The sequence below is a fragment of the Streptococcus sp. FDAARGOS_522 genome (assembly GCF_003812445.1).
GTDB classification, from domain to species: Bacteria; Bacillota; Bacilli; order Lactobacillales; family Streptococcaceae; genus Streptococcus; species Streptococcus agalactiae.
In genome coordinates this window covers 1,016,013-1,042,439 of the sequence record NZ_CP033808.1, presented here as the reverse complement: position 1 = coordinate 1,042,439, position 26,427 = coordinate 1,016,013, and the positions used below count along the sequence as shown (strand labels likewise).

Sequence of the window (26,427 nt, the reverse complement as noted above, 5' to 3'; positions counted from 1 at the left end):
ATATGATATTAGTACTATTAATATTATTAAAAACAATTAGGGTCTATTCTTATATCTTACTAGCCTATGCCTTGTTATCTTGGTTTCCGGGAGCATACGATTCATGGATTGGTAGACTAGTGGTACAGATTGTTGATCCGATTATTCGCCCACTCAGAAGATTTAATCTACAATTTTTAGGTCTAGATTTTACAGTAATAGTAGCATTCTTTTTACTAAATATGTTGAGTAGATTTTTAATCTTGCTTTTTACATAAGATGACGTTAGATGATATTTATCAGCATTTTCGACCAGAAGAGTATGCGTTTATCCATAAAATAGACCATTTAGCTCAATATGTCGAAAACACCTATTCGTTTATTACCACTGAATTTCTAAATCCTAGGGAATTTAAAATACTCGAAAGTGTTCTAGAGAGGCGAGGTAGTCATTATTACACTTCTGGTCAGTATTTTCAAACAGAATATGTTAAAGTAATAATAGCACCGGAATACTATCAGTTAGATATGGTTGATTTTAACCTTAGCCTAATTGAAATAAAGTATAATGCTAAATTTAATCACCTTACCCATGCTAAAATTATGGGAACTTTACTGAATTACTTAGGTGTAAAGCGATCAATTTTAGGGGATATCCTAGTTGAAGAAGGCTATGCCCAGGTTTTGGTCGATAGTCAAATGACAAATCACCTTATTCATTCAGTTACAAAAATTGGAACTGCTAGTGTACAATTAGCTGAAGTTCCCTTGTCCAAACTTCTAACTCCCAAACAAGATATTCAAAAACTAACTGTCATTGCTTCTAGTTTACGTCTTGATAAAATTTTAGCAACGATTTTAAAGATTTCACGAAAACAGTCGACAAAATTGATTGAGGCAGATAAAGTCAAGGTCAATTATGCAATCGTCAATCGAGTTTCTGAACAATTAGTAGAGGGGGATTTGATTAGTGTTAGAGGATATGGTCGATTTACGTTGAGCCATAACCTAGGGTTAACCAAAAATCAAAAATATAAGTTAGAAGTAGACAAAATGATACATAACTAAGGAGAAAACATGCCACTTACAGCACTTGAAATTAAAGATAAAACATTTTCATCAAAATTTCGCGGTTATAGCGAAGAAGAAGTTAATGAATTTTTAGAGATTGTTGTTGACGATTACGAGGACTTGATTAGACGTAATCGTGAGCAAGAGCAATACATTAAAGATTTAGAAGAGAAAATCGCTTACTTCAACGAAATGAAGGAATCGTTAAGTCAATCAGTTATTTTAGCTCAAGAAACTGCTGAACGTGTGAAAATTTCAGCACAGGATGAAGCATCTAACCTAATGGGGAAAGCTACATTTGATGCTCAACATTTAATTGATGAGGCTAAATTAAAAGCAAATCAAATCCTTCGTGATGCGACAGATGATGCTAAGCGTGTTGCTATAGAAACAGAAGATTTGAAACGTCAATCACGTGTTTTCCACCAACGCTTACTTTCTGAATTAGAAGGTCAGTTAAAATTAGCTAACTCATCTGCTTGGGAAGAATTGTTGAAACCAACAGCTATTTATCTTCAAAATTCTGATGCTTCTTTCAAAGAAGTTGTTGAAAAAGTTCTTGATGAAGATGATGCTTTACCAGTGGTGGATGACACTGAGTCATTTGATGCTACTCGTCAATTCTCACCAGATGAAATGGAAGAATTACAGCGTCGTGTTGAAGAAAGTAACAAACAACTTGAAGAGTCAGGTTTATTAGATACTAATAATTTCCAAATGGAAGAACCGATCAATTTAGGTGAAACTCAAACTTTTAAATTAAATATTGAAGATTAAGAAAAACAAGGTTTTAATATTATATTATCAGCGAGTAGGAGATGGTGAGAGCCCTACAATCCCTAATATTGAAATTATCATTTTCAATCATTCTACCTGAACTATTATTTAAGTAAGGTAGAAGGCTTAACCCACCTTACGGGTTGTTGAGGGAGTAAGAAATAGCTATTTCTGCTCTGAATTAAGGTGGTACCACGAGCTTTCGTCCTTTATGTGATGAAAGCTTTTTTATTTAGCAATTTTAAAAATTGTGATAACTATTACTATGTGATAAGGAGTTAGTATGAAATTAAAAGAAACCTTGAATTTAGGACAAACAGCTTTTCCAATGCGTGCAGGACTTCCAAATAAGGAACCTCAATGGCAAGAAGCATGGGATCAAGCTGACATTTATAAAAAACGTCAAGCATTGAATGAAGGAAAACCAGCCTTTCACCTTCATGACGGACCTCCCTATGCTAATGGAAATATTCATGTAGGACATGCACTAAATAAAATTTCGAAAGACATTATTGTACGTTCAAAATCAATGTCAGGTTTTCGAGCTCCTTATGTGCCTGGTTGGGATACTCATGGACTCCCAATTGAGCAAGTATTAGCTAAAAAAGGGGTTAAACGTAAAGAAATGGACTTGGCTGAATACCTTGAAATGTGTCGTGATTATGCTCTCAGCCAAGTTGACAAACAACGTGATGATTTTAAACGTCTGGGCGTTTCTGCCGATTGGGAAAATCCTTATATTACACTAACACCAGATTATGAAGCAGATCAAGTACGTGTTTTCGGTGCTATGGCAGATAAAGGATATATCTATCGTGGTGCTAAACCAGTGTATTGGTCATGGTCATCAGAGTCTGCCCTTGCTGAGGCTGAAATCGAATATCATGATATTGATTCGACATCACTCTACTATGCCAATAAAGTTAAAGATGGTAAGGGAATTCTTGATACAGATACCTATATCGTTGTTTGGACGACAACACCATTTACTGTAACAGCTTCACGCGGTTTAACAGTAGGACCAGATATGGAGTATGTTGTAGTTGCACCAGTAGGTAGTGAGCGTAAATACCTTCTTGCAGAGGTTCTTGTAGATAGTCTCGCTGCTAAGTTTGGCTGGGAAAACTTTGAAATTGTGACTCATCACACTGGTAAAGAACTTAATCACATTGTTACAGAACATCCATGGGATACAGAAGTAGAAGAGTTGGTTATCCTTGGAGACCATGTTACAACAGATTCTGGTACAGGTATTGTCCACACGGCTCCTGGTTTTGGTGAAGACGACTATAACGTTGGTATTGCTAATGGACTTGATGTTGTAGTTACCGTAGATAGTCGTGGTTTGATGATGGAAAATGCTGGTCCTGATTTTGAAGGTCAATTCTATGACAAAGTGACACCACTTGTAAAAGAAAAATTGGGAGATCTTCTTTTAGCCAGCGAAGTTATCAACCACTCATATCCATTTGACTGGCGTACGAAAAAGCCAATCATTTGGCGTGCGGTTCCACAATGGTTTGCCTCTGTTTCGAAATTCCGTCAAGAAATCCTCGATGAAATTGAAAAGACAAATTTCCAACCTGAGTGGGGTAAAAAACGTCTTTATAACATGATCCGTGACCGTGGCGACTGGGTAATCTCACGTCAACGTGCTTGGGGTGTTCCACTTCCAATTTTTTATGCAGAAGATGGTACAGCTATCATGACAAAAGAAGTGACTGATCACGTTGCAGATTTATTTGCTGAATACGGCTCAATCGTTTGGTGGCAACGTGATGCTAAGGACCTTCTACCAGCAGGTTATACTCATCCAGGTTCACCTAATGGTCTCTTTGAGAAAGAAACAGACATCATGGATGTTTGGTTTGATTCTGGTTCATCATGGAATGGGGTAATGAATGCTCGTGAAAACCTTTCCTATCCAGCAGATCTTTATCTTGAAGGTTCTGATCAATACCGTGGTTGGTTCAACTCATCACTAATTACATCAGTTGCTGTTAATGGTCACGCTCCATACAAAGCAGTCTTATCTCAAGGTTTTGTACTTGATGGTAAAGGTGAGAAAATGTCTAAATCTCTAGGAAATACAATTCTTCCTAGTGATGTTGAAAAACAATTTGGTGCGGAAATCTTGCGTCTGTGGGTAACTTCTGTTGACTCAAGTAATGATGTTCGTATTTCAATGGATATCTTAAAACAAACATCAGAAACTTATCGTAAGATCAGGAATACATTGCGTTTCTTGATTGCAAATACTTCCGATTTTAATCCTAAACAAGATGCAGTAGCCTATGAAAATTTAGGTGCCGTTGATCGTTATATGACTATTAAATTTAATCAAGTTGTGGATACAATCAACAAAGCTTATGCTGCTTATGATTTTATGGCAATTTATAAAGCTGTCGTTAACTTCGTAACAGTTGATCTATCAGCATTTTACCTTGATTTTGCAAAAGATGTGGTTTACATTGAAGCGGCTAACAGTCCAGAACGACGTCGTATGCAAACTGTTTTCTATGATATTTTAGTTAAACTTACAAAACTTTTGACTCCGATTCTACCACATACTGCTGAAGAAATTTGGTCATACCTCGAACATGAGGAGGAGGAGTTTGTTCAATTAGCAGAAATGCCTGTTGCACAGACATTCTCTGGTCAAGAAGAAATTCTTGAAGAGTGGTCAGCATTCATGACGTTACGAACACAAGCTCAAAAAGCTCTCGAAGAAGCACGTAACGCTAAAGTTATTGGTAAATCTCTAGAAGCACATTTAACAATTTATGCTAGTCAAGAAGTGAAAACGTTATTAACAGCGTTAAATAGCGATATTGCACTCTTGATGATTGTCTCACAATTAACAATTGCTGATGAAGCAGACAAACCAGCTGACTCAGTATCATTTGAAGGTGTTGCATTTACTGTTGAACACGCTGAAGGTGAAGTCTGCGAACGCTCACGCCGTATTGATCCAACCACAAAGATGCGTTCGTATGGTGTAGCTGTTTGTGATGCTAGTGCAGCAATTATTGAGCAATATTATCCTGAAGCAGTAGCTCAAGGTTTTGAAGCTTAATAAAAATTATTTAACGCTATATTTTGACAAATATCTTACCAGTTTTAATGGAAGAAATTGGTAAGACATTTGTTTAGTAGTCATCAAAAAAGAAGCCTTGATTAGGCTTCTTTTAATTATGCTGTTGTTGGATATGAAATTTCAATTAACTTGGCAGTATGGAGTGATTTCATCTGCTCTTGAATAATAATAGATTGATCTATTTTACGCTTTAAGAAGAACTCACGAATAGCTTCTAATTCTTCATCTTTGATAGCACGATATTTGTTTGAAATTAATAATTCATAATGTTTAGGTGCTTTTGTAAAAACGACATCGGTGTTGCCAGCTGAATAGACTTCCACTAATTTTGCATCTGTATTTTGGAGTTGATTTCGAACTAGTTCAGGATGACTACTGGTTGTATTAATTAGTCTCATAACTATTTTCCCCCTGATTCTTATTAGGTTTATTATAACACTATTTAGGAAGAAAGGTATGAATTATTTCCTAGAATGGTGATTTTTTTCCCAAGCTTGGACACCCCATCTATGGCTTCCTCGTTTTAGCTTTTCTTTAGCTTCTTGGATAGGAAACCAGGCTAGATGGTTGAAATCTTCTAGTGGCGCTTGATCCTTATGATAGGCAGTAACTTCATAAATATAGGCGGGATTATAGTAGTAAGTATCACGGTGTCTAGAGTAAAAATATTCATCAGCTTGACCATAGTAATGGCCAATTGTTGCGGAATAACCTAATTCTTCAATTAACTCACGAGTTAAAGCTTCTAGGTGATTTTCATTTTCTTCAATTTCCCCACCTGGAAGAAACCAAGCACCATTAGGTGCCTGTACTAAAATAATTTTATCATGAGTTGGATTTGGAATAATAGCATAGACACCAAATCGTGACCTATAGTTTACATTATCTATTTTTTCACCGAAAGTAGGATTAGTCATAGTTCTCTCTCCTGATTGTGTTTTATGATTTTAAAAGCTTTAATTATTTTTTATTTATTATACTAAAATTTTTGGAATATTTCCTTAATAATTGTATTAAAATTTAAAGACGAGGTAGGAGAGAAACAGCTTTATAGAGGCTATTATTTTTTGAGAAGAGTGTGAAAAAAGGTTGAGTTTCTTACTCAACCTTTTGTACTTTCTTCAGTTTTTTTAGAAGATTTTATTATGATATTTCCATTGCTAGTCATAATAGCACGAAGTTCTTTTTCGCTTGGATTCTCAAGATAGTAATCTGTGATAGCATCTTCAATATGTTCTTGAATGGTACGACGTAATGGACGTGCTCCCATTTTGGGATCGTAACCTAAATCAACCAATTTTTCTTTCACTTTATCAGTGACATCTAGATGAATACCATTGATGGCGAGACGTGCATTAACGTCAGATAACATAATATCAACGATATTGAGGAGATTCTCTTTATCTAAAGCCTTGAATTCAATAATACCGTCAAAGCGGTTCATAAATTCAGGGCTGAAGAAGTTACCTAGTTGACCTAGTACGGAATTCGTTCTACCTTCTCGTGAGGCACCAAAGCCAACGCTTGCTTCAGTTTTACCAGAACCAGCATTTGAGGTCATGATGATAATGGTATCTTTAAAACTAACAGTTCTTCCTTGTCCATCTGTTAATCGACCGTCATCAAGGACCTGCAAGAACATATGCATGACATCAGGATGAGCTTTTTCAATTTCATCTAGAAGGATGAGCGAGTAAGGATTTCGACGAACCTTTTCAGTTAATTGTCCAGCTTCCTCGTATCCCACGTATCCTGGAGGCGCTCCGACTAATTTAGCAACAGCATGCTTTTCCATGTACTCTGACATATCAAAACGAATCATACTATCAGCTGAACCAAAGAGCTCAATTGCTAGTTGTTTAGAAAGTTCAGTTTTACCAACGCCGGTTGGTCCTACAAATAAAAAGGAACCAATAGGACGGTTTGGGCTACCAAGACCAACTCGATTACGACGAATAGCTTTTGCAATCTTAACGACAGCGTCATCCTGGCCGATCACATGTTGTTTCAAGTCATCTGCGAGATTAATTAATTGAGATTGTTCTTTTTCTTTTAAATCACCAACAGGGATATTCGTTTTTTCTTCAATGATGTGCTCAATTGTTTTTTCGGTAATAATAGGTGTATCTTGATCGTCGACCTTTTGTTGTTGCATTTCTTTATATTTTGCAATCTGGTCACGGAAGTAAGCTGCACGTTCGTAATCTTCTTCACGAGTCGCTTGCGCTTTTAAATTTTCTGCTTCAATGAGACGTTGATCAATTTCTTTTGGATCAACAAAATTTAGTGTTAGGTTCATTTTAGAACCAGCTTCATCTAATAAGTCTATTGCTTTATCAGGTAAAAAGCGGTCCTGGATATAACGATTAGATAGTACTGCAGCTGCTTCTATGGCATCATTATTATATTTTACATGATGATAATCTTCGTATTTTTTTTGGATACCTTTCAAAATAGTAATGGTTTCTTCAACAGAAGGCTCATCGACTTTTACAGGTTGCATACGGCGTTCTAAGGCAGCGTCCTTTTCGATAATACGATATTCATTGAGAGTAGTAGCACCTACTAGTTGTAATTCTCCACGTGCAAGGGCAGGTTTTAAAATATTACCTGCATCCATACTACCTTCGCCAGCTGTACCAGCTCCAACTATTTCGTGAATTTCATCTATGAATAGAATAACATCTTGACGTTGACGAATTTCTTCCATCAACTTTTGCATGCGTTCTTCAAATTGACCACGAATGCCCGTTCCTTGTACTAGACTCACAACATCCAAACGAATAACTTGTTTGCCTTGAAGTTTATGAGGCACATTACCATCAACAATTTTCTGAGCAAGTCCTTCAACAACGGCAGTTTTCCCAACGCCGGGTTCGCCAATAAGTACAGGATTATTTTTTGTACGACGATTAAGGATTTCGATAACACGAATAATTTCTGAGTCACGTCCAATAACAGGGTCAATATCACCATGGCGGGCTATTTCAGTGACATTGATACCAAATTCTTCTAGAATCCCTTTGGCTTGAGAAGGAGTTGCAGTTTGGTTGCGATTATTATTTCGTCCATTACCGTTTCCTCCACCTCGGTTTCCTCCTGATTGTGTAGGAGGAGTGTTTGGTAAATCTTGGCCATTAAAGGCTCTGAAATTATTTAAATCTCCAAAGAAATCATCAAAGAAAGGATTGATGCCACCAGGCGCATGTGAAACATGATTTAAACCTGAAAAAAGTGGATTATTAGGGTCAGTTTTAATAATTTGGTAGCAATTTTGACAAAGATCAACTTGCTTTTGTTTTCCATTAACATTTGTATACAAATGAATAGTTGATTCGTTTAGTTTGCAGTTTTGACAGAGCATAGGCTACCCCTTTCTTATGACATTTAACTATTGATGTGTATATAGTCAAATATAGTCAAACTTTATGCTTTTATTATAGCACCTAAAGCCTAGAAATCAAGAAAAAAGTTCTGTTTTTAGCACTGAATATATTAGAGTGCTAAATTGAAAAATAGATGACTACTGAGAAAAATCGTTATTTGCGGATTTTAGACGATAAAATCGTTAAAAAGTTAGTAAAAATGTTGCTTTTCATGTTGCTTTGGTCACTTTTGTGTTAAAATAGAAAAGACTAGAAAATATATAGGAGTAAGTAAGATGGAATCACATTTAGTGAGAATCATCAATCGCCTCGAATTAATGGCGACTGATGGTGGTAATTTAAAACGTAATTTTGAACGTGAAGGTGTTGTTGTAGCAGAAGTATCTTTTAGTAATGACCCTGAAAACGGTCCTGTTTTCACATTACGTGATGTAGAAGCGCGTGAATCATATTCATTTGACAGCATTGACCTTATCGCAATGGAAATTTACGATTTATTATACTGATAATTATAAAAGACCTTGAAGGTCTTTTTTTTATATCTAAATATACAGTAAAATAGAATAAAACCAAAAATATTTATTTAAACTTGTATTTTTATTCTTTGTGTGATAGACTATTGGCAATTACTTTTTTAGGAGATGTCAATGAATTTTTCATTTTTACCACAATATTGGTCCTATTTTAATTATGGTGTGATGGTAACCATTATGATTTCAACATGTGTTGTTTTTTTTGGAACTATTATAGGTGTGTTAATTGCTTTAGTAAAGCGTACTAATTTACATTTTCTCACAATATTAGCTAATTTCTATGTATGGGTATTTCGTGGGACACCGATGGTAGTTCAAATTATGATTGCTTTCGCATGGATGCATTTTAACAATTTACCAACGATTAGCTTTGGTGTTTTAGATTTAGATTTTACACGACTTTTACCTGGTATCATTATCATTTCCTTAAATAGTGGTGCCTATATTTCGGAAATTGTACGTGCAGGGATTGAGGCTGTACCATCTGGACAAATAGAAGCAGCTTACTCGTTGGGGATTCGACCTAAAAATACACTTCGCTATGTTATCTTACCCCAAGCTTTTAAAAATATTTTACCTGCTCTAGGGAATGAATTTATTACAATTATTAAAGATAGTGCTCTCCTTCAAACTATTGGTGTCATGGAATTATGGAACGGAGCACAATCAGTTGTAACGGCTACTTACTCACCAGTTGCACCGTTATTATTTGCAGCATTTTACTATTTAATGTTGACAACGATTCTCTCAGCTTTGTTAAAACAAATGGAGAAATATCTTGGGAAAGGGGTAAAAATAGATGGTTGAGCCAATTATTTCAATACAAGGACTTCATAAAAGTTTTGGGAAAAATGAGGTTTTAAAAGGCATTGACTTGGATATTCATCAAGGAGAAGTAGTGGTTATTATTGGCCCTTCTGGCTCTGGTAAGTCAACATTTTTAAGAACAATGAATCTCTTGGAAGTACCAACAAAGGGAACAGTGACTTTTGAAGGGATTGATATAACAGACAAAAAGAATGATATTTTTAAAATGCGCGAAAAAATGGGCATGGTTTTTCAACAGTTCAATCTATTTCCCAATATGACTGTACTAGAAAATATTACTTTATCACCTATTAAGACAAAGGGGCTTTCTAAGCTTGATGCTCAGACAAAAGCATATGAGCTACTTGAAAAAGTTGGACTCAAAGAGAAGGCTAATACTTATCCAGCTAGCTTATCTGGAGGACAACAACAACGAATTGCTATTGCAAGAGGTCTTGCAATGAATCCTGATGTCCTTCTTTTTGATGAACCTACTTCAGCTCTTGATCCTGAAATGGTAGGTGAAGTCTTGACTGTTATGCAAGATTTAGCTAAATCTGGTATGACGATGGTTATTGTCACTCATGAAATGGGTTTTGCACGTGAAGTAGCGGATCGTGTCATTTTTATGGATGCAGGAATTATTGTTGAGCAAGGGGCCCCTAAGGAAGTATTTGAGCAGACAAAAGAAATCCGCACAAGAGATTTCTTAAGTAAAGTATTATAATTTCATTGTCTAAAACAACTTGTTTTAGACTTTTATTATTCCATTGTTATGAGTAAATTGTTACTGTATTGTTTGGAAGTTGGTAAGTCTATATATAATGTAGACTAAGAATGATAGGGTGATGAAAAAAATTTAGATGCTTTAAATATATTAAGTGTAGTTAATTTATAAAATAAGTTGACTTTATAAGGTTAATTTGATACTATTCAGTTAGCTCCTGAAGAACTAAAATCTCTTATCATGGAGCTGATTTTTACCATTTTGGTCTTAGAATAGGATGTCTCATATGAATTATAAAGAGATTTATCAAGAGTGGTTAGAAAACGACTCACTCGGTAAAGATATTAAGTCAGATTTAGAAGCTATTAAAGGCGATGAATCTGAAATTCAGGATCGTTTTTACAAAACATTAGAATTTGGAACGGCGGGATTGAGAGGTAAACTTGGAGCAGGAACCAATCGTATGAATACTTATATGGTGGGGAAAGCAGCACAAGCATTAGCTAATACGATTATTGATCATGGCCCTGAAGCTATTGCACGTGGAATTGCAGTTAGTTATGATGTCCGTTATCAATCTAAGGAATTTGCAGAATTAACTTGTTCCATTATGGCAGCAAATGGTATTAAGTCTTATATTTATAAAGGGATTCGCCCAACACCAATGTGCTCATATGCTATTCGTGCTCTAGGATGTGTTTCGGGTGTGATGATTACTGCTAGTCATAATCCTCAAGCTTATAATGGTTATAAGGCATATTGGAAAGAAGGATCTCAGATTTTAGATGATATTGCTGATCAAATTGCCAATCATATGGATGCTATAACCGATTATCAGCAAATTAAGCAAATACCCTTTGAAGAGGCTCTGGCAAGTGGTTCGGCAAGTTATATCGATGAGAGTATTGAAGAAGCATATAAAAAAGAAGTGCTTGGTTTAACTATTAATGATACTAATATTGATAAGTCAGTCCGGGTGGTTTATACTCCTTTAAATGGCGTAGGAAATTTACCTGTGCGCGAAGTTTTAAGACGCCGTGGTTTTGAAAATGTTTATGTGGTACCTGAGCAGGAAATGCCCGATCCTGATTTTACAACGGTTGGCTATCCAAACCCTGAAGTTCCTAAAGCATTTGCCTATTCAGAATCTCTAGGAAAGTCAGTTGATGCAGATATCTTACTTGCCACAGATCCAGATTGTGACCGAGTAGCATTGGAAGTCAAAGATAGTAAGGGAGAATATATTTTCTTAAATGGTAATAAGATAGGGGCACTTCTTTCCTATTATATTTTTTCACAACGATGTGCCTTAGGGAATTTGCCACATCATCCTGTATTGGTAAAATCCATTGTAACTGGTGATCTATCAAAAGTTATTGCAGATAAATATAATATTGAAACTGTTGAAACTTTAACAGGATTTAAAAATATTTGTGGAAAAGCTAATGAATATGATATCTCAAAGGATAAAACTTATCTCTTTGGCTATGAAGAAAGTATTGGTTTTTGCTATGGCACTTTTGTACGTGATAAAGATGCTGTGAGTGCTTCAATGATGGTAGTAGAAATGACTGCCTATTATAAAGAACGAGGGCAAACACTTTTAGACGTTTTGCAAACCATTTACGATAAATTTGGCTATTACAACGAGCGCCAATTTTCTCTTGAGTTAGAGGGTGCTGAGGGGCAAGAACGTATTAGTCGTATTATGGAGGATTTTAGACAGGACCCAATATTACAAGTAGGTGAGATGACATTGGAGAATTCTATTGATTTCAAGGATGGTTATAAGGATTTTCCAAAGCAAAATTGTTTAAAATATTATTTTAATGAGGGTTCATGGTATGCTTTAAGGCCGTCAGGGACGGAACCTAAGATAAAATGTTACCTTTATACGATTGGTTGTACAGAAGCAGATAGTTTATCGAAACTTAATGCAATTGAGTCGGCTTGTCGTGCTAAAATGAATAGTACTAAATAAGTCATATGTAAAAAGGCGATGAGGGATTCATTGCCTTTTCTATTGATTAAAATTGATACAAAATGAATAGCGATATAAAATAGCATAATCGCTATTTTTTGATATAATATAGAAAAAACGGATGAAGAAGGAGTATCAATGACTGAATTAATAGATGGTAAAGCCTTATCACAAAAAATGCAGGCTGAGTTAGGGCGAAAAGTTGAAAGGTTAAAGGAACAGCATGGTATCATACCTGGTTTAGCTGTAATCCTTGTTGGGGATAATCCAGCTAGCCAAGTGTACGTTCGAAATAAAGAACGCTCTGCATTAGAAGCTGGTTTTAAAAGTGAGACTCTACGATTATCTGAATCCATTTCTCAAGAAGAACTGATTGATATTATCCATCAATACAATGAAGATAAAAGTATCCATGGTATTTTAGTTCAACTTCCGTTACCACAACATATTAACGATAAAAAAATTATTTTAGCAATAGATCCTAAGAAAGATGTTGATGGTTTCCACCCAATGAATACGGGTCATCTTTGGTCAGGACGACCGATGATGGTACCTTGTACGCCAGCTGGTATTATGGAGATGTTTAGAGAGTACCATGTGGATTTAGAGGGAAAACATGCTGTTATCATCGGAAGGTCCAATATTGTTGGTAAGCCAATGGCACAACTTCTCCTTGATAAAAACGCAACAGTTACTTTGACACATTCAAGAACTCGAAACCTTTCTGAGGTAACAAAGGAGGCTGATATCCTTATTGTTGCGATTGGTCAGGGGCACTTTGTTACAAAAGACTTCGTTAAAGAAGGTGCTGTGGTGATTGATGTTGGTATGAATCGCGATGAAAATGGTAAATTGATTGGAGACGTTGTATTTGAACAAGTGGCAGAAGTTGCTAGTATGATAACACCTGTTCCTGGGGGCGTAGGACCTATGACGATTACAATGCTTTTGGAACAAACTTATCAAGCAGCTCTTAGAAGTGTGAGTCTATGATTGTTGGTGAACAAGAAGCGAGGGCGTTAATTAAGCCACGCCCTAAATCAAGCCATAAAGGTGATTATGGTAGTGTTCTTCTGATAGGAGGTTTTTATCCCTATGGAGGTGCTATTATAATGGCAGCTTTGGCCTGTGTCAAAACTGGTGCAGGATTAGTTACTGTAGCAACCCAAAGTTGCAATATCCCCTCTTTGCATAGTCAACTACCAGAGGTAATGGCGTTTGATAGTGATGATTACAAATGGTTGGAAAAATCAATTGTTCAAAGTGATGTTATTGTAATTGGTCCTGGATTAGGAGTATCAGAATCATCTCGAAAAATTTTGAACCAGACCATGGAGAAGATTCAATCACATCAAAGTGTCATCCTTGACGGATCAGCCTTGACTCTGTTATCAGAAGGTGCGTTTCCGCAAACAAAGGCTAAAAATTTAGTGTTGACACCTCATCAAAAAGAATGGGAGCGATTGTCAGGTATCGCTGTATCGCAACAGACAAAAGAAAATACCCAAACCGCTCTTAAATCTTTTCCCAAAGGGACGATTTTAGTCGCTAAGAGTTCGCATACGCGTATTTTTCAAGATTTAGACGAAAAAGAAATTATAGTAGGAGGTCCTTACCAGGCGACTGGAGGGATGGGGGATACTTTGTGTGGTATGATTGCAGGTATGTTAGCGCAATTTAAAGAAGCCTCTCCTCTAGATAAGGTATCAGTGGGAGTTTATCTACATTCGGCAATTGCTCAAGGATTATCTAAAGAAGCCTATGTTGTTCTACCGACAACGATTAGTGATGAGATTCCAAAAGAAATGGCTAGACTATCTAAATAAAAAATAAGTAGAGAGGTGTTAGCATGACACTTCTTTTGCTTTATCGAGCTATTTGTAGAGCAAATAGGTATTTTTTAAGTTTTTTTGGTATAATGAAGTTAATAAAACTCTCATGAGGAGGTGCTATGTCAGACTATTTATCCGTGTCGACACTGACTAAGTATTTAAAATTAAAATTTGACAAAGACCCTTATTTAGAGAGGGTTTATTTAACTGGGCAAGTGTCTAATTTTCGTCGTCGCCCAAACCATCAATATTTCTCTTTAAAAGATGATAAATCAGTCATTCAGGCCACAATGTGGTCAGGTCACTTCAAAAAATTGGGTTTTGAATTAGAGGAAGGGATGAAGGTTAATGTAGTTGGCCGTGTTCAACTTTATGAACCAAGCGGCTCCTACTCTATTATTGTTGAAAAAGCAGAACCGGATGGTATAGGAGCTCTTGCTATCCAATTTGAACAACTAAAGAAGAAACTCTCTCAAGCAGGTTATTTTGATGATCGTCATAAGCAATTAATTCCTCAATTTGTTAGAAAAATAGGAGTTGTGACTAGTCCAAGTGGAGCCGTTATTCGGGATATTATTACAATAGTATCTCGTCGATTTCCAGGAGTGGAAATATTACTTTTCCCCACAAAAGTTCAAGGAGAGGGCGCAGCTCAGGAAATAGCACAAACTATTGCTTTAGCTAACGAGAAAAAGGATTTGGATCTATTAATTGTTGGCCGTGGGGGAGGTTCTATTGAGGACTTATGGGCATTTAATGAAGAATGTGTTGTAGAAGCTATTTTTGAATCTCGTCTTCCCGTTATTTCTAGTGTCGGACATGAAACTGATACAACTTTAGCAGATTTTGTAGCCGATCGCAGAGCAGCAACTCCAACTGCAGCAGCTGAGCTTGCTACACCGGTTACTAAAATTGATATCTTGTCTTGGATTACTGAACGTGAAAATAGAATGTATCAGTCTAGCCTTCGTCTTATCAGGACAAAAGAGGAGAGGTTGCAAAAATCAAAGCAATCAGTTATTTTTAGGCAACCAGAGCGTCTATATGATGGTTTCCTTCAAAAATTAGATAACCTAAATCAGCAGTTAACATATTCTATGCGTGATAAACTACAAACAGTAAGACAAAAGCAAGGTTTGCTTCATCAAAAACTGCAAGGCATAGATTTAAAACAGCGTATTCATATTTACCAAGAGCGTGTTGTGCAAAGTAGACGACTATTATCAAGTACAATGACTAGTCAGTATGACAGCAAGCTAGCACGTTTTGAAAAGGCTCAAGATGCGCTTATATCATTGGATAGTTCTAGAATTGTAGCGCGTGGTTACGCTATTATCGAAAAAAACCATACTTTAGTATCTACTACTAATGGAATAAATGAAGGAGATCATTTGCAAGTTAAGATGCAAGATGGTCTTTTAGAAGTTGAGGTGAAGGATGTCAGACAAGAAAACATTTGAAGAAAATTTACAGGAATTAGAGACAATTGTCTCACGTTTAGAAACAGGTGATGTTGCCTTAGAAGATGCCATTGCTGAATTTCAAAAAGGAATGCTTATTTCAAAAGAGTTACAAAGAACTTTAAAAGAAGCTGAAGAGACGCTTGTAAAAGTGATGCAAGCTGACGGAACGGAAGTAGAAATGGATACTTGATGGTTACTATTGAAAAAATTGATGAAGCTATTCATCGTTATTACAAACAGACACATAGTGTCGTTTCTCCTGATTTGATTAAGGCTATCCTCTACTCAGTTGATGGAGGTGGGAAACGTATTCGTCCACGCATCCTTTTAGAAATTTTAGAGGGATTTGGAGTTGAACTAATAGATGGTCATTATGATGTGGCTGCTGCTTTGGAGATGATTCACACCGGCTCTTTAATCCATGATGATTTACCGGCGATGGATAATGATGATTTTCGTCGTGGCCGCTTAACAAACCATAAAAAGTTTGATGAAGCTACAGCGGTTTTAGCTGGAGATTCCCTTTTTTTAGACCCATTTGATTTAGTTGTAAAAGCTGGTTTTAAAGCTGATGTTACTGTTAGGTTAATAGAGTTATTGTCTATGTCTGCGGGTAGTTTTGGCATGGTTGGTGGACAAATGTTAGATATGAAGGGAGAAAACAAAGTTTTATCTATTGACGATTTAAGCTTGATTCATATTAATAAAACGGGACGCCTGTTAGCTTATCCCTTTGTTGCAGCAGGTATTTTAGCTGAGAAGTCGGAAGAAGTAAAAGGAAAACTGCATCAAGCTGGCCTTTTAATCGGTCATGCTTTTCAAGTACGTGATGATATTTTAGATGTGACTGCTAGTTTTGAAGAATTGGGGAAGACACCAAATAAAGACATTGTAGCAGAAAAGACAACTTATCCAAATTTATTGGGTTTGGATAAGTCACAGGAAATACTTGATGATACTTTGAAAAAAGCTCAGGCAATTTTTCAAAATCTAGAGAAAAAAGCTAACTTTAATGCTAGAAAAATAATAGATATAATAGAGGGATTACGGTTGAATGGCTAAAGAGAGGGTAGATGTTCTTGCCTATAAACAGGGACTTTTTGATACACGAGAGCAAGCGAAACGTGGTGTTATGGCAGGAATGGTGATTAACGTTATCAATGGAGAACGTTATGATAAACCAGGTGAAAAGGTTGCAGACGATACTGAATTAAAACTAAAAGGTGAAAAACTAAAATATGTTAGTAGAGGTGGATTGAAATTAGAAAAAGCTTTACAAGTTTTTGAAATTTCAGTTGCAGATAAGCTAACTATAGATATTGGCGCCTCTACGGGTGGTTTTACTGATGTTATGCTACAATCAGGAGCGCGTTTAGTTTACGCAGTAGATGTAGGAACAAATCAATTAGTTTGGAAGTTACGTCAGGATCATCGTGTTCGTTCTATGGAACAATATAATTTTAGGTATGCCCAAAAAGAAGATTTCAAGGAGGGACTGCCTGAATTTGCATCGATAGATGTCTCATTTATCTCTCTTAATTTGATTTTACCAGCTCTAAAAGAAATTTTAGTGGATGGTGGACAAGTAGTGGCATTAATTAAACCACAATTTGAAGCAGGTCGTGAGCAAATTGGTAAAAATGGTATTGTCAAAGACAAGTTGGTTCATGAAAAGGTTTTGACAACAGTGACCAATTTCACGAAAGATTATGGATATACGGTTAAACATCTTGATTTTTCGCCCATTCAAGGTGGACATGGAAATATTGAGTTTTTAATGCATTTGCAAAAGTGTCAAGATCCACAAAATCTTGTGCTTGACCAAATACAAGATGTTATAGAAAAAGCACATAAGGAATTTAAGAAAAATGAAGAAGAGTGAACGTTTAAATTTAATTAAGCAAATTGTTCTTAACCATGCTGTTGAAACACAACATGAGTTGTTACGCAGATTGGAAGCTTATGGGGTAACTCTAACTCAAGCAACTATTTCACGTGATATGAATGAAATTGGCATTATAAAAGTGCCATCAGCAAAAGGTCGCTATATTTACGGTTTGTCAAATGAAAACGACCCTATCTTTACAACTGCTGTGGCAAAGCCTATTAAAACAAGTATTTTATCAATATCAGATAAGCTACTAGGTTTAGAGCAATTTATCAATATTAATGTCATACCAGGTAACAGTCAATTAATTAAAACCTTCATAATGTCACATTGTCAAGAACATATTTTTAGTTTGACAGCTGACGATAATAGTCTCCTTTTGATTGCAAAATCAGAAGCAGATGCTGATCACATTCGTCAATCAATGATTGCAATGTTGGAGAAAAAAGATTAGTAGAGGACCTTATGCTTTTAGAAATTTCTATTAAGAATTTCGCTATTATCGAAGAAATTTCACTTAATTTTGAAACAGGAATGACTGTTTTAACTGGTGAGACTGGTGCAGGGAAATCTATCATTATTGATGCTATGAATATGATGTTAGGATCCCGTGCTAGCGTTGAAGTGATTCGCCATGGTGCTAACAAAGCAGAAATTGAAGGATTTTTCTCTGTTGAAAAAAATCAATCATTAGTCCAATTATTGGAAGAAAATGGCATTGAATTAGCAGATGAATTAATTATTCGCCGAGAAATCTTTCAAAATGGGCGCAGCGTTAGTCGAATTAATGGGCAAATGGTGAATTTGTCAACACTAAAAGCTGTGGGGCATTATTTGGTAGACATTCATGGTCAGCATGACCAAGAGGAACTAATGAAACCTAACATGCACATTCTGATGTTAGATGAATTTGGTAATACAGAATTTAATGTCATAAAAGAACGTTATCAAAGTCTTTTTGATGCTTATCGTCAGCTTCGTAAACGCGTATTGGATAAGCAAAAAAATGAACAAGAGAATAAATCACGTATTGAAATGCTAGAATTTCAAATAGCAGAAATTGAGTCTGTAGCCCTTAAATCAGATGAAGACCAAACGCTACTCAAGCAACGTGATAAATTAATGAATCATAAGAATATTGCAGATACTTTGACAAATGCATATCTTATGTTAGATAACGAAGAGTTTTCAAGTTTATCGAATGTTCGTTCTGCAATGAATGACCTTATGGCTTTAGAAGAATTTGATCGAGAATATAAAGATCTTTCCACCAATCTTTCAGAAGCTTACTACGTTATTGAAGAAGTTACTAAACGTTTAGGTGACGTTATCGATGATTTAGATTTTGACGCTGGTTTACTACAAGAAATTGAAAATAGACTAGATGTTATTAACACAATAACGCGAAAATATGGCGGTGATGTGAATGATGTTTTAGACTATTTTGATAACATTACTAAAGAATATAGTCTATTGACAGGTAGTGAAGAGTCCTCAGATGCTTTAGAAAAAGAATTAAAGATTTTAGAACACGATTTGATTGAATCAGCAAATCAATTAAGTTTAGAGCGCCATAAGCTAGCTAAACAATTGGAAAATGAAATCAAACAAGAATTAACAGAGCTTTATATGGAGAAAGCTGATTTCCAAGTTCAATTTACAAAGGGAAAATTTAATAAAGAAGGGAACGAAATCGTTGAATTTTATATTTCAACGAATCCCGGAGAGGGCTTTAAGCCATTGGTAAAAGTGGCTTCAGGAGGAGAGTTATCTCGATTGATGTTAGCTATTAAATCTGCTTTTTCACGTAAGGAAGATAAAACTTCCATTGTATTTGATGAGGTGGATACAGGAGTTTCTGGTCGCGTGGCCCAGGCTATCGCTCAAAAAATTCACAAGATTGGTAGTCATGGACAAGTTTTAGCAATTTCTCATTTAGCTCAGGTTATTGCAATAGCGGATTACCAATATTTTATTGAAAAAATTTCCAGTGACTCTTCAACAGTTTCAACGGTAAGGCTTTTAAGCTATGAAGAACGTGTAGAAGAAATCGCTAAAATGTTGGCAGGAAACAATGTAACAGACACTGCACGTACTCAAGCTAAAGAATTACTTGGTAGTTAACTTTGGTAACGTCTTTAAAAAGCTAACATTGTTAGGAGAAATTAATGTTGATACACTTAAATTTTGTTATAATAAGGGTATTGAAATATTAAAGTATAGAATAGGATAGGATATGAGTAAAATCAAAATTGTAACGGATTCTTCCATTACCATTGAACCAGAACTTATTAAAGAGCTTGACATTACAGTTGTTCCCTTGTCAGTTATGATAGATGGTACCTTGTATTCAGACAATGACTTAAAAGCACAAGGGGAATTCTTGAACCTAATGCGTGGAAGTAAGGAATTGCCAAAAACAAGTCAACCACCTGTAGGTGTTTTTGCAGAAATTTATGAAAAATTAATGAATGAAGGTGTGGAACATATCATTGCAATTCATTTAACGCATACACTATCAGGAACTATTGAAGCATCACGCCAGGGAGCTAATATTGCTGGTGCAGATGTTACAGTTATTGATTCTACTTTTACAGACCAGTGTCAAAAATTCCAGGTTGTAGAAGCTGCGAAATTAGCTAAAGAGGGAGCTGATTTAGATACCATCTTGGCTCGTGTGGAAGAAGTACGCCAGAAGTCAGAATTATTTATTGGCGTATCGACCCTTGAAAATTTAGTAAAAGGTGGTCGTATTGGACGTGTAACGGGTCTTCTAAGTTCATTGCTTAATATAAAAGTAATTATGGAGCTAACAAACCATGAATTAGTACCGATTGTTAAAGGTCGCGGTCTAAAGACCTTCAGCAAATGGTTAGATAATTTTGTTGAAAGTGCCCAAACACGAAAAATTGCTGAAATTGGCATCTCCTACTGTGGTAAAGCTGATATGGCTAATAACTTTAGAGAAAAACTAGCTGTTCTAGGTGCTCCTATATCCGTTTTAGAAACTGGCTCAATCATCCAAACTCATACTGGTGAGGATGCATTTGCTGTTATGGTTCGTTATGAATAAGAAAAAAATACTTACCGGACTTTCTTTTTTTCTGGTAAGTCTTCTTTTATCTTTTGGGATTTTTTCCTTGATCATTCCAAAATCAAATCCTAAATTAACAAAAAAAGACTTCCTAACAAAGAAAGTTATCCCACTTAACTATGTTGCTCTTGGAGATTCTCTGACCGAAGGTGTGGGCGATACAACCTCTCAAGGTGGTTTTGTTCCACTGCTATCAGAATCACTCCATAATCGATACTCTTACCAAGTGACTTCTGTTAATTATGGTGTGTCTGGGAATACTAGTCAACAAATTTTAAAACGTATGACGACAGATCCTCAAATCGAAAAAGATTTAGAGAAAGCTGATTTATTGACGCTAACTGTTGGTGGTAATGATGTCTTGGCTGTTATTCGTAAAGAGCTCAGTCATTTATCACTAAATTCCTTTGAGAAACCAGCAGAAGCATATAAGGAACGTTTGAAAGAAATCCTTGCAAAAGCAAGACAAGATAATCCTAAATTGCCTATTTATGTTTTAGGCATTTATAATCCTTTTTACCTAAACTTTCCACAATTAACTAAAATGCAAACCGTTATTGATAATTGGAATAAAGCTACAAAAGAAGTAGTTGATGCTTCAGAAAATGTTTATTTTGTCCCAATTAATGACCGCCTTTATAAGGGAATAAATGGTAAAGAGGGTATTACAGAGTCATCAAATAGTCAGGCAAGTATCACTAATGATGCTCTCTTTACTGGAGACCATTTTCATCCCAATAATATTGGCTATCAAATCATGTCTAACGCCGTTATGGAGAAAATAAATGAAACAAGAAAAAACTGGCCGTAATTTAAATTTCTGGAAATGGGCATTTCTCTTATTGTTGGCAATTAACCTTTCCTTCACAGCAGTGATTGCAAGTCGCTTAATTCAAGTACGTGAGCCTAATACAGGAAAAATTTCGACTGGGGTACAAGATAAAGTAAAAGTAGGTACTTTTACGACCAATAAGTCGCAACTGAATAAGACAATTGCACTTTATTTAAAACAATATCAAACTAAGAAGATGAATTATAAGATTTATGCTGCTTCATCTTCTATACTATTTGAAGGCTCTTATCAATTATTAGGTTATGAAGTGCCTTTATACATCTATTTTGAACCTTATCGTTTAACAAATGGCGCTGTTCAACTTAAAGTGACCTCATTTTCAGTAGGAACTCTTCCGCTTCCAGAAAAAGATGTGTTACAATATATAAAATCATCTTATAAATTGCCAAACTTTGTAGATATAAAACCTAAAAAATCGGTTATTAATATTAATTTGCAAGATTTAAAAAATAAAGAAGGTATTTATTTGAAAGCGACTGCAATTGATTTAGTAAACGATAATTTTAGTTTCGATATTTTTAAGAAAAAGCCCTAAAATGACGTTAAATACTTGACCTTAAGCCTTTTTTTAGATATCATATAATCTGTTAAAACTTATGTTGTATAAGTTTAGAATTTATTTGGAGGATTTGTTAACATGGCTAACAAACAAGATTTAATTGCAAAAGTAGCAGAAGCTACAGAATTAACTAAAAAAGATTCAGCAGCAGCAGTAGATGCAGTTTTTGCAGCTGTAGCAGATTACCTTGCTGAAGGTGAAAAAGTACAATTAATCGGTTTTGGTAACTTTGAAGTTCGTGAACGTGCAGCTCGTAAAGGTCGTAACCCACAAACTGGTGCAGAAATCGAAATTGCAGCATCAAAAGTTCCAGCATTTAAAGCTGGTAAAGCTCTTAAAGACGCTGTTAAATAATTCGTCTAGAAAAACCTTGTCATATCAATGTTTATTGATAGCGACAAGGTTCTTTTTTATATCCAATACTCAATAAATGACTAGAGAGATTAAAGGAATTTAGAGTTTCAAATGTGTTAGAGCATACCCTTGAATTATCTTAACTGTGATGTTATAATTCCTAAAAGATAAGTTAAAAGAGAGGTTGCGAAAGAGAATGTCAGAAAAAGCTATACTATTAATTATCCTTATTGCTTTTGTTATTATCGCTATTATAAAGATAGCTCTGTTAAAGTTATATATGAATACGATAAAACCTAAAGTAGATAATGAAGGAAACATCATAACAAAGCCTGTAAAGGATGATTTAACACCCGAGGAACGTGAAGAACGTGAATTTGATAAAGATTGGTAAAATCAATATAAAAGAGCAAACAAGGTTTGCTCTTTTATTATTTTTAAAGGTAATTAAGTTGTCCTCGAAAATCCTCCAATGATTGATAGCCTTTATCAGCCATTATTTCTTTTAATTCTCTGCTTACACGCTGAAAAATTTCTGGTCCTTCTTTTTGTAAAGCGGTTCCGATTTGGACCATACTAGCTCCACATAGAATGTGTTCAAAGGCATCACGGCCGTTTTTAACACCACCTGTTCCGATAATTTTAATTGAAGGATTTAAACGTTTGTAGAAAGCATGGACGTTAGCTAAGGCGGTAGGCTTGATAAAATCCCCACCGATACCTCCAAAGCCATTTTTAGGCTTTATAACGACAGTTTCATCATCAATAACAAGTCCATTTCCGATAGAATTAACACAGTTAATAAAAGCTAAAGGATATTTGTTAAAAATTGTAGCTGCTTGATCAAAGTGAACGATATCAAAGTAAGGTGGTAATTTGATGCCCAATGGCTTTTGATAATAGCTAAAGATTTCTGAAAGGATGAGGTCAGTCATTTCAAAATCATAAGCAATTTGAGGTTTTCCAGGAACATTTGGGCACGATAAATTTAACTCTATTAGGCCATTGTAATTACTGTTTTCAACCTTTTTAAGAATAATATGTGTCTCTTCTGGTGATAAACCTACTAATGATAAAACGTGATTTTTGCTATTGTCTTGATCTTGTAATTCAGTCACGAAATCAAGATAATAGTCAATACCTTTATTAGGGAGTCCCATAGAATTAATTGATCCCCAGTCAGTATCTGCATAACGTGGTTGAGGGTTTCCCTCTCTAGCTTCAAGGGTACCTGTTTTTGTAACAAAGGAACCAGCTTCAGAATTTTCAATAGCTAATAACTCTTCCTTAGTCATACAATAAATACCCGCTGCATTCATCAAACAATTGTCAAAACTAAAACCAGCAATTTCCGTTTTTAGCGATACCATAATATCCTCCTGAAGATAAATTTTTACTATTTTATCACTTGATTAATAGAGCTGCAAGAAAATAATGATAATGGTAATAAAATTTCGCTAAATAACGAACATTATTGTTTGTATAAACAATAATAGTAAAGAAATAAATGATGCTTTCTATAATGCATAAAAAATAAGCTTATGTAAGCTTATTTTTTATGTTCGGCGTAAGATTTTCTTTAGTAATTGAATACTCTTATATTTTAATGGATTTGGATAGTAGCGGAAAGTACCCATTTTACGAACAATGTAACCATTAAAATTCTGTTTAAAGCGAAGTACGCCATCTGAACCATCAAAATTTCCTTGAATACCTAAAAAATTATAGAAAGTTGATTGACGCTTTAAAGCCTCTTGCATAACATATTCTTGAAGAACTGCAGGCGCATAAAATTTATTAAATTCTGTGTATGAGCCAGAGAAAAGATAGACAGTTTCTTTCGGGCTATAAATAAAGAGGCTACCAGCTAAAACAACATCTTGATTTCCAAATTTTTGAATAAAAGGTTCGACTTCTTTGCGACGTTTATCTAAACTAGCTAGTTGATTGACAAGCTCAGTACGTTGACGATGGTATTTGGCAGAATCTGTATTATTTTGATGGTGATTATCAAGGACTGTAATCTGTTCTTCCAATTTCTTTGCATTTAATTGTAGGTTATGATCATATTCCCTAAAGTTTAGAGTTGCAATGACAAATTCCGCCTTATCTCCGAAACTATCATAAAAATCTTGATAATAATCTAGAGATTTATCCATATAGTCCCGGCGATCAGAAGTAGAAGAAGTAATATCCTTAAAGATATGTAGTTCTTCCCGCTTGAGGACACGTATTTTTATACCAAAAGACATGGCTTTCTTAACCAAGGGGCGTCCTTTTTTAGAGAAAGATTTAAGAAGATTTTGAGGAGTGATACCTTCTAGATTTTTAACATAATGCCAATCAGGTTCACCGCCAGGATAACCAATATGAAGCCCATCGTGGTGATAACCTATACTAGTCAGGTCATCAATAAGATAGGTGTTCGGTGCACCTTTAGGCTTACCTTCACCAGTAAACTCTTGGTAGGTATCATAAGGTTTAATTAATAATTCTAAAGCGCCCTGAGATTTGGCATAGTTCTGTAGTTCTTTATAAAAATGTTTCAGATATTTAGAATTGGAATGGGCTGGACCAGAATTGACTTCCATATGAAGTCCACCAGTCATTGGGATGGTATAAACAATACTGATGATTTCCATTTTCCCATCGATTTGGTAGCCCATGTAGGTAATGTCATACCCACGTTTTTTTAGAAGCTTTGCCATCTCAGGGGTTTGCATAAACGATTGTAAATCGTAATTTCCTGAATAACTTTCGAACTCTTTAGCTGTTAATTCTTTAAGCGCCATAAAAGTATCCTTTCCTAACTAGCTATTACGTTTTTTGCGTAAGGCATAGACATAATTAGAGGCTTTATAAAGCAATCTGTTCACTGGAATGTTAAATTCTCCAATAAATTCCTCAATGATTGGTTCGAACTTAGACTTAAAATGATATAAACCACCAGATAAGTCATTCTCAATCCCCCCCATATTTTGCCAAATATTTCCACGTTCAAAAGCCCTTTGAGCTGTTTCAAACCAAGTGTAAATAGGAGCAGAATAAGATTTAAAGTAATCGTCCATACCAGCATAAATATTTTCTGATGTATTACCAAATTCTAGAGTGAGGGTTGCAGCCAATGGAATAATGTCTCGGTCATAGGCTTTTTGAGCTTCTTTGAGAAAATCAATTTCTTTATTTAATCGATCAATCGTACCTTGGTGTTGTTTAACTTTTTTCTCACGATTAAGTTCAAGTGATTTTATTCTTTCAGATTGGGCTATCTGACATTCTTTTTCTATTTTTTCTAATCGTTTTGCAACATCTAGCGAAGCCATTGTGATGTATGAGTTATTAGGATACGTATCAAGGAGTTTTTGGTAGTAGTCAATTCCTCTAAGATTTATCCCTTTACGGTCTTCCGTTTTTTTCATCAACTCTGCAAAATCTTCAAGTAGTTCATGGCTACCAAATTGTATATCTACTCCCTTATTTTTGGAAGTTCGAATAGCTTGACGAGTTTTTTTAGACATTTTATCAAGTCCAAATTGATTAGCATATAGGTTTGCCTGAAAACGTGGTTGGATAGTATGAGCTAAATCTGTTGTCCGACCAGTCCAATCAGCACCTGCACGCTGTAAATGATCAATGGCGATTAACCCTTCTTTTTCATCGGGCGAATTTTCAAAATCTTTGGCATTGACCATTTTTAAATAGATGAGAGGATCACACTTGATAAAGAGAGCTCTTTGTTTTTTGCCAAAAGCTTTAAGGTCCTTAAGGACCTTAGTTACAATATCTAGATTGGAGTAATCCATGATTGGTCCACGCGGAATATATAGCATGGAGAAGCCAAGAGGAAGTGATTTGATGAGAATACTAGCGCTGGCAATTTGGGTTTCACCGTCAAAAAAGCCAAGTAATTGACTACCCCAGTTGTCTTTTACTTTGGGCCAATTAGAAGATTGAAGTAGGTTTGTTTGGTTGGATTCGCTCACAAAGCGATCGTGTTCGACAGCGGTAATTTCTCTATACATGAGT

At 35.4% G+C, this 26,427-nt stretch carries 27 protein-coding genes; 21 read left to right on the top strand and 6 right to left on the bottom strand.

Going from position 1 to position 26,427, the window contains the following annotated elements:
* Window positions 1-2 precede the first annotated feature (2 nt).
* The 4 genes from EGX70_RS05140 to ileS all read left to right on the top strand — a co-directional run bounded on the left by EGX70_RS05140 (window position 3) and on the right by ileS (window position 4,903).
* Entirely contained in the window at window positions 3-257 is a 255-nt protein-coding gene (locus EGX70_RS05140) for a YggT family protein (protein ID WP_000604717.1), read from the top strand.
* A 1-nt stretch (window position 258) separates the two neighbouring features.
* Window positions 259-1,047: an RNA-binding protein gene (locus EGX70_RS05135; RefSeq protein ID WP_000171110.1), complete on the top strand. Its 789-nt coding sequence runs from the start codon at window positions 259-261 to the stop codon at window positions 1,045-1,047.
* Between the two features lie 9 nt (window positions 1,048-1,056).
* Entirely contained in the window at window positions 1,057-1,827 is a 771-nt protein-coding gene (locus tag EGX70_RS05130; protein ID WP_001131467.1) for a DivIVA domain-containing protein, read from the top strand.
* A gap of 283 nt (window positions 1,828-2,110) precedes the next feature.
* Window positions 2,111-4,903, top strand: a complete 2,793-nt coding sequence (gene ileS, locus EGX70_RS05125) for an isoleucine--tRNA ligase (protein ID WP_000768155.1) — start codon at window positions 2,111-2,113, stop codon at window positions 4,901-4,903.
* Between the two features lie 116 nt (window positions 4,904-5,019).
* Here the strand turns inward: ileS and EGX70_RS05120 are convergent, their stop codons facing one another.
* The 3 genes from EGX70_RS05120 to EGX70_RS05110 form a co-directional block, all read right to left on the bottom strand.
* Window positions 5,020-5,322: a DUF1827 family protein gene (locus EGX70_RS05120; protein ID WP_001237035.1), complete on the bottom strand. Its 303-nt coding sequence runs from the start codon at window positions 5,320-5,322 to the stop codon at window positions 5,020-5,022.
* A 63-nt stretch (window positions 5,323-5,385) separates the two neighbouring features.
* Window positions 5,386-5,841: an NUDIX hydrolase gene (locus EGX70_RS05115; protein WP_000184292.1), complete on the bottom strand. Its 456-nt coding sequence runs from the start codon at window positions 5,839-5,841 to the stop codon at window positions 5,386-5,388.
* A gap of 185 nt (window positions 5,842-6,026) precedes the next feature.
* Window positions 6,027-8,288 (bottom strand): ATP-dependent Clp protease ATP-binding subunit, encoded by a 2,262-nt coding sequence (locus EGX70_RS05110; RefSeq protein ID WP_000882549.1) that lies wholly within the window; start codon window positions 8,286-8,288, stop codon window positions 6,027-6,029.
* A gap of 297 nt (window positions 8,289-8,585) precedes the next feature.
* On the opposite strand from EGX70_RS05110, the gene EGX70_RS05100 reads away from it, so the two are divergent.
* The 17 genes from EGX70_RS05100 (at window position 8,586) to EGX70_RS05020 (ending at window position 22,795) form a co-directional block, all read left to right on the top strand.
* Window positions 8,586-8,816 (top strand): DUF1797 family protein, encoded by a 231-nt coding sequence (locus EGX70_RS05100; RefSeq protein ID WP_000443582.1) that lies wholly within the window; start codon window positions 8,586-8,588, stop codon window positions 8,814-8,816.
* 141 nt (window positions 8,817-8,957) lie between these two features.
* Window positions 8,958-9,650: an amino acid ABC transporter permease gene (locus tag EGX70_RS05095; RefSeq protein ID WP_001011647.1), complete on the top strand. Its 693-nt coding sequence runs from the start codon at window positions 8,958-8,960 to the stop codon at window positions 9,648-9,650.
* Window positions 9,643-10,377, top strand: coding sequence for an amino acid ABC transporter ATP-binding protein (locus tag EGX70_RS05090; RefSeq protein WP_000230131.1), 735 nt, complete (start codon window positions 9,643-9,645; stop codon window positions 10,375-10,377). The genes EGX70_RS05095 and EGX70_RS05090 overlap by 8 nt, the downstream gene beginning before the upstream one ends.
* A gap of 286 nt (window positions 10,378-10,663) precedes the next feature.
* Window positions 10,664-12,358: a phospho-sugar mutase gene (locus tag EGX70_RS05085; protein ID WP_001106845.1), complete on the top strand. Its 1,695-nt coding sequence runs from the start codon at window positions 10,664-10,666 to the stop codon at window positions 12,356-12,358.
* Between the two features lie 138 nt (window positions 12,359-12,496).
* Window positions 12,497-13,351, top strand: coding sequence for a bifunctional methylenetetrahydrofolate dehydrogenase/methenyltetrahydrofolate cyclohydrolase (locus EGX70_RS05080; protein WP_000137498.1), 855 nt, complete (start codon window positions 12,497-12,499; stop codon window positions 13,349-13,351).
* Window positions 13,348-14,184, top strand: a complete 837-nt coding sequence (locus tag EGX70_RS05075) for an NAD(P)H-hydrate dehydratase (protein ID WP_000634981.1) — start codon at window positions 13,348-13,350, stop codon at window positions 14,182-14,184. The genes EGX70_RS05080 and EGX70_RS05075 overlap by 4 nt, the downstream gene beginning before the upstream one ends.
* 125 nt (window positions 14,185-14,309) lie before the next feature.
* A complete protein-coding gene (xseA, locus tag EGX70_RS05070; RefSeq protein WP_001286937.1) occupies window positions 14,310-15,650 on the top strand; it encodes an exodeoxyribonuclease VII large subunit in 1,341 nt (446 codons plus the stop codon).
* On the top strand, window positions 15,628-15,843 hold the full coding sequence (locus EGX70_RS05065; protein WP_001280900.1) for an exodeoxyribonuclease VII small subunit: 216 nt from the start codon (window positions 15,628-15,630) through the stop codon (window positions 15,841-15,843). The genes xseA and EGX70_RS05065 overlap by 23 nt, the downstream gene beginning before the upstream one ends.
* Window positions 15,843-16,715, top strand: a complete 873-nt coding sequence (locus EGX70_RS05060) for a polyprenyl synthetase family protein (protein ID WP_000256279.1) — start codon at window positions 15,843-15,845, stop codon at window positions 16,713-16,715. The genes EGX70_RS05065 and EGX70_RS05060 overlap by 1 nt, the downstream gene beginning before the upstream one ends.
* Complete coding sequence (locus EGX70_RS05055; protein ID WP_001041040.1) at window positions 16,708-17,535, top strand: TlyA family rRNA (cytidine-2'-O)-methyltransferase; 828 nt, start codon at window positions 16,708-16,710, stop codon at window positions 17,533-17,535. The genes EGX70_RS05060 and EGX70_RS05055 overlap by 8 nt, the downstream gene beginning before the upstream one ends.
* Window positions 17,522-17,995 (top strand): arginine repressor, encoded by a 474-nt coding sequence (locus tag EGX70_RS05050; RefSeq protein ID WP_000747940.1) that lies wholly within the window; start codon window positions 17,522-17,524, stop codon window positions 17,993-17,995. The genes EGX70_RS05055 and EGX70_RS05050 overlap by 14 nt, the downstream gene beginning before the upstream one ends.
* An 11-nt stretch (window positions 17,996-18,006) precedes the next feature.
* Window positions 18,007-19,665, top strand: a complete 1,659-nt coding sequence (gene recN / locus EGX70_RS05045; protein WP_000923619.1) for a DNA repair protein RecN — start codon at window positions 18,007-18,009, stop codon at window positions 19,663-19,665.
* 112 nt (window positions 19,666-19,777) lie between these two features.
* Entirely contained in the window at window positions 19,778-20,614 is an 837-nt protein-coding gene (locus tag EGX70_RS05040; RefSeq protein ID WP_000034838.1) for a DegV family protein, read from the top strand.
* Window positions 20,607-21,446, top strand: coding sequence for an SGNH/GDSL hydrolase family protein (locus EGX70_RS05035; protein WP_001035227.1), 840 nt, complete (start codon window positions 20,607-20,609; stop codon window positions 21,444-21,446). The genes EGX70_RS05040 and EGX70_RS05035 overlap by 8 nt, the downstream gene beginning before the upstream one ends.
* Window positions 21,421-22,023 (top strand): YpmS family protein, encoded by a 603-nt coding sequence (locus EGX70_RS05030; RefSeq protein WP_000806954.1) that lies wholly within the window; start codon window positions 21,421-21,423, stop codon window positions 22,021-22,023. The genes EGX70_RS05035 and EGX70_RS05030 overlap by 26 nt, the downstream gene beginning before the upstream one ends.
* A 102-nt stretch (window positions 22,024-22,125) precedes the next feature.
* A complete protein-coding gene (locus tag EGX70_RS05025; RefSeq protein WP_001284634.1) occupies window positions 22,126-22,401 on the top strand; it encodes an HU family DNA-binding protein in 276 nt (91 codons plus the stop codon).
* Window positions 22,402-22,597: 196 nt separating this feature from the next.
* Entirely contained in the window at window positions 22,598-22,795 is a 198-nt protein-coding gene (locus tag EGX70_RS05020; protein ID WP_001290370.1) for a hypothetical protein, read from the top strand.
* 43 nt (window positions 22,796-22,838) lie between these two features.
* Here the strand turns inward: EGX70_RS05020 and EGX70_RS05015 are convergent, their stop codons facing one another.
* The 3 genes from EGX70_RS05015 to EGX70_RS05005 all read right to left on the bottom strand — a co-directional run bounded on the left by EGX70_RS05015 (window position 22,839) and on the right by EGX70_RS05005 (window position 26,423).
* Entirely contained in the window at window positions 22,839-23,771 is a 933-nt protein-coding gene (locus EGX70_RS05015; RefSeq protein WP_000254060.1) for a dihydroorotate oxidase, read from the bottom strand.
* Window positions 23,772-23,957: 186 nt separating this feature from the next.
* Window positions 23,958-25,193, bottom strand: a complete 1,236-nt coding sequence (locus EGX70_RS05010; protein WP_001185388.1) for an aminoacyltransferase — start codon at window positions 25,191-25,193, stop codon at window positions 23,958-23,960.
* An 18-nt stretch (window positions 25,194-25,211) separates the two neighbouring features.
* The gene (locus EGX70_RS05005) at window positions 25,212-26,423 is read right to left on the bottom strand and encodes an aminoacyltransferase (RefSeq protein ID WP_000285514.1); all 1,212 of its coding nucleotides are present in this window, start codon (window positions 26,421-26,423) and stop codon (window positions 25,212-25,214) included.
* Between the last annotated feature and the right edge of the window lie 4 nt (window positions 26,424-26,427).

Excerpts from the sequence above, each read along its gene's own strand:
- EGX70_RS05080 (WP_000137498.1), top strand. The coding sequence starts at position 12,497 with ATGACTGAATTAATAGATGGTAAAGCCTTATCACAAAAAATGCAGGCT.
- ileS (WP_000768155.1), top strand. The coding sequence starts at position 2,111 with ATGAAATTAAAAGAAACCTTGAATTTAGGACAAACAGCTTTTCCAATG.
- EGX70_RS05065 (WP_001280900.1), top strand. The coding sequence starts at position 15,628 with ATGTCAGACAAGAAAACATTTGAAGAAAATTTACAGGAATTAGAGACA.
- EGX70_RS05030 (WP_000806954.1), top strand. The coding sequence starts at position 21,421 with ATGAAACAAGAAAAAACTGGCCGTAATTTAAATTTCTGGAAATGGGCA.
- xseA (WP_001286937.1), top strand. The coding sequence starts at position 14,310 with ATGTCAGACTATTTATCCGTGTCGACACTGACTAAGTATTTAAAATTA.
- EGX70_RS05060 (WP_000256279.1), top strand. The coding sequence starts at position 15,843 with ATGGTTACTATTGAAAAAATTGATGAAGCTATTCATCGTTATTACAAA.
- recN (WP_000923619.1), top strand. The coding sequence starts at position 18,007 with ATGCTTTTAGAAATTTCTATTAAGAATTTCGCTATTATCGAAGAAATT.
- EGX70_RS05055 (WP_001041040.1), top strand. The coding sequence starts at position 16,708 with ATGGCTAAAGAGAGGGTAGATGTTCTTGCCTATAAACAGGGACTTTTT.
- EGX70_RS05090 (WP_000230131.1), top strand. The coding sequence starts at position 9,643 with ATGGTTGAGCCAATTATTTCAATACAAGGACTTCATAAAAGTTTTGGG.
- EGX70_RS05095 (WP_001011647.1), top strand. The coding sequence starts at position 8,958 with ATGAATTTTTCATTTTTACCACAATATTGGTCCTATTTTAATTATGGT.
- EGX70_RS05020 (WP_001290370.1), top strand. The coding sequence starts at position 22,598 with ATGTCAGAAAAAGCTATACTATTAATTATCCTTATTGCTTTTGTTATT.
- EGX70_RS05135 (WP_000171110.1), top strand. The coding sequence starts at position 259 with ATGACGTTAGATGATATTTATCAGCATTTTCGACCAGAAGAGTATGCG.
- EGX70_RS05075 (WP_000634981.1), top strand. The coding sequence starts at position 13,348 with ATGATTGTTGGTGAACAAGAAGCGAGGGCGTTAATTAAGCCACGCCCT.
- EGX70_RS05085 (WP_001106845.1), top strand. The coding sequence starts at position 10,664 with ATGAATTATAAAGAGATTTATCAAGAGTGGTTAGAAAACGACTCACTC.
- EGX70_RS05130 (WP_001131467.1), top strand. The coding sequence starts at position 1,057 with ATGCCACTTACAGCACTTGAAATTAAAGATAAAACATTTTCATCAAAA.
- EGX70_RS05005 (WP_000285514.1), bottom strand. The coding sequence starts at position 26,423 with ATGTATAGAGAAATTACCGCTGTCGAACACGATCGCTTTGTGAGCGAA.
- EGX70_RS05025 (WP_001284634.1), top strand. The coding sequence starts at position 22,126 with ATGGCTAACAAACAAGATTTAATTGCAAAAGTAGCAGAAGCTACAGAA.
- EGX70_RS05115 (WP_000184292.1), bottom strand. The coding sequence starts at position 5,841 with ATGACTAATCCTACTTTCGGTGAAAAAATAGATAATGTAAACTATAGG.
- EGX70_RS05120 (WP_001237035.1), bottom strand. The coding sequence starts at position 5,322 with ATGAGACTAATTAATACAACCAGTAGTCATCCTGAACTAGTTCGAAAT.
- EGX70_RS05110 (WP_000882549.1), bottom strand. The coding sequence starts at position 8,288 with ATGCTCTGTCAAAACTGCAAACTAAACGAATCAACTATTCATTTGTAT.
- EGX70_RS05015 (WP_000254060.1), bottom strand. The coding sequence starts at position 23,771 with ATGGTATCGCTAAAAACGGAAATTGCTGGTTTTAGTTTTGACAATTGT.
- EGX70_RS05035 (WP_001035227.1), top strand. The coding sequence starts at position 20,607 with ATGAATAAGAAAAAAATACTTACCGGACTTTCTTTTTTTCTGGTAAGT.
- EGX70_RS05010 (WP_001185388.1), bottom strand. The coding sequence starts at position 25,193 with ATGGCGCTTAAAGAATTAACAGCTAAAGAGTTCGAAAGTTATTCAGGA.
- EGX70_RS05100 (WP_000443582.1), top strand. The coding sequence starts at position 8,586 with ATGGAATCACATTTAGTGAGAATCATCAATCGCCTCGAATTAATGGCG.
- EGX70_RS05050 (WP_000747940.1), top strand. The coding sequence starts at position 17,522 with ATGAAGAAGAGTGAACGTTTAAATTTAATTAAGCAAATTGTTCTTAAC.
- EGX70_RS05040 (WP_000034838.1), top strand. The coding sequence starts at position 19,778 with ATGAGTAAAATCAAAATTGTAACGGATTCTTCCATTACCATTGAACCA.
- EGX70_RS05140 (WP_000604717.1), top strand. The coding sequence starts at position 3 with ATGATATTAGTACTATTAATATTATTAAAAACAATTAGGGTCTATTCT.